This is a genomic window from Nonomuraea sp. NPDC049695 (assembly GCF_040674955.1).
In the GTDB taxonomy this organism is placed as follows: Bacteria; Actinomycetota; Actinomycetes; order Streptosporangiales; family Streptosporangiaceae; genus Nonomuraea; species Nonomuraea helvata.
Genome location: NZ_JBFANV010000217.1, coordinates 1 through 1,999, shown reverse-complemented (window position 1 = coordinate 1,999; position 1,999 = coordinate 1). Strand labels below are relative to the sequence as shown.

General features: G+C 70.1%; 4 protein-coding genes. 2 read left to right on the top strand and 2 right to left on the bottom strand.

The features are described from left to right. Positions 1–595 (bottom strand): FAD-dependent monooxygenase (locus AB0J64_RS57125; RefSeq protein ID WP_364047190.1); only part of this gene is annotated, 595 nt, incomplete at its 3' end. A gap of 121 nt (positions 596–716) precedes the next feature. Between AB0J64_RS57125 and AB0J64_RS57120 the strand changes: the two genes are divergently transcribed. Next, complete coding sequence (locus AB0J64_RS57120; protein ID WP_364047187.1) at positions 717–863, top strand: hypothetical protein; 147 nt, start codon at positions 717–719, stop codon at positions 861–863. Positions 864–1,073: 210 nt separating this feature from the next. Then, positions 1,074–1,196, top strand: coding sequence for a hypothetical protein (locus AB0J64_RS57115; RefSeq protein WP_364047184.1), 123 nt, complete (start codon positions 1,074–1,076; stop codon positions 1,194–1,196). 25 nt (positions 1,197–1,221) lie between these two features. Here the strand turns inward: AB0J64_RS57115 and AB0J64_RS57110 are convergent. Then, positions 1,222–1,999: hypothetical protein (locus tag AB0J64_RS57110; RefSeq protein ID WP_364047181.1), on the bottom strand; the 778-nt coding region annotated here is incomplete at its 5' end.

Genomic DNA, 1,999 nt, shown 5'->3' with positions numbered 1-1,999 from the left:
CGGCTCTCGGAGAACGGCCCTCTCGCGACGACCGCCTCCGACCTGGCGCTGGCGCTGTCCGTGCTAGGGGTGTCGTAAGCGTGTCCGCTGAACCCACCGACAGCAGGCGGCGCACCGCGCTGTGCGCCCCGTCGCAGCCCACCACGTAGCCGGCCCGCTCGGTGCGCCCGCCGGCGAGAGTCAGCGTAACCCCGGCGTCATCCTGCGCCAGGCCGGCAACCTCCGCCCCGCGGACGATCTGCACGCCGAGGCCTCGGGCCCGCTCTTCCAGCGCGGCCTCCGTGCGGGCCTGGCCCACAATGAGCAGGTAGGGGAAACGGCTGTCCGGATGGCGCACGTTGAAGATGACCCCTTGGCCTTTGACACCTTTGACGCAGGGCCGTACCTCCGCGACCTTGAGTCCTTGGGCGATCAGCTTGTCGGCCACACCGCGCATGTCGAGCAGTTCCAGGGTGCGGGCATGGAGGGCGAAGGCTCTGGTGAAGTTGGACTCCTCGACCCTGCGCTCGAGAACCTTGACGGGTAGGCCGGCGGCGGCCAGATCTCCAGCCAGCATGAGCCCGGTGGGGCCGGCCCCGACGACGATGACGCTCATGACGCCTCCATGAGATACTCACAGTTCCGGTACTACCAGTACCGCTTATTTAATTGGTACTCGGAGTACCGAACCGTTGTCAACCTGTCGGGAGGGTGCCGATGTAGACCAACCGCGGAGGATGCCTGTCCGACCCGAGGTCGACGCGGGCCATCAGAACGGCCATGGCCGAGAGATCTTCGATCGGGGCCTCGACATGTCGTTCGACGACATGGCGGCACGCGCCGGCGGCTTCTTCTCCTGGGACGGGACCGTCACGCCTTGGTAGCGCGGCCTCATGACCTCACATCGCCGAGATCCAGAGCCGGGTGCGGCTGGCGCGGTTCGACCAGGCCCGGGGCCTGCCCCGCGGGTCAGCCGGCCGACAGGGGCGCCCCTGCCTCAGGCTTCAGCTGGACGCGCCGGCCGCGTACGGCATCGCCCTGAAGATGCTTGCCGGGCCGCTGACCGGATCCACGACCCGTTCGACACCAAGCAGGTGCTCTTCGCATTCTTCGCCGCGATGTCGGGACCGAACGCGAGAACCCCCGCGAGGCCCACCCTGGAAGGCATCAGTCCGGACCTGATCATCCCCGCCGACAAGCGCAAGGAAGACGAGTAGCCCAGATCACGCGGTGGGGTTGGGCTCAACCGGTGGAGGCGGTCTGATCGGGGCCGGCGGGGCGTCCGAGTTGGTTGAGGGTGCGGGTGCGGGCATACAGCAGGTCCATCTCGGCCGCCTCGGCTGCGTCACCCACCTGCCGGAAGGCCGCCGCGGCGCGTGCGGCATGATCGGTCGCCTCCTGGAGCCGGCCTGCGGCGGACAGCACGTGAGCGGCGCTGCGGAACACGATGGCGCAGGTCCTGGCGAGGCGGTCCGCCGGCTGCCCGGGCAGCGCACCGGTCGCGGCCTGCGCCTGCGCGAGAACGGCGAGTGCCCGCTGGAGATCACCGGTCCGGTGCAGGGACAACGCCTCGGACGCGCGGCACGTGGCCACGGCGTGCGGGTCGGCCAGAGCGGCCGCGACGTCGCCGGCCTCGCGGTAGCCGGCGGCCGCCTCGGCGTCCCGGTTCAGGACGTGCTGAAGCCTCGCGGACGGCATCAGCGTGTCGAGGAGCAGCCTGAGGTTGTTCCGCTGACGGGCGGAGCCCACGACCTTCTGGTACTCCTTGAGCGCGAGAGTGTGGTCGCCGAGGGCTTCGTGCGCCTCGGCGAGCAGCATGCGATTCCAGTCGGGGATCTCCGCCCTGGACAGCTCTCCGAGGTCGCGCAGGTGGTCCAGCCAATCGGCCACATCGTCGGCGGCCTCGACCACGTCCGCGGCGCGACCCGCCGCGCGGTACGCCACGGCCAGTTCGTAGCCCTGTTCGGCGGTGTCGGCGTCGCGAGAGCGCGCTTCGCCGACTCCGTCGATCAGGTCCTCC

What these genes read in the sequence shown, in the direction of transcription:
- AB0J64_RS57120 (WP_364047187.1), top strand. Translation starts at nt 717, where the DNA reads ATGCCTGTCCGACCCGAGGTCGACGCGGGCCATCAGAACGGCCATGGC.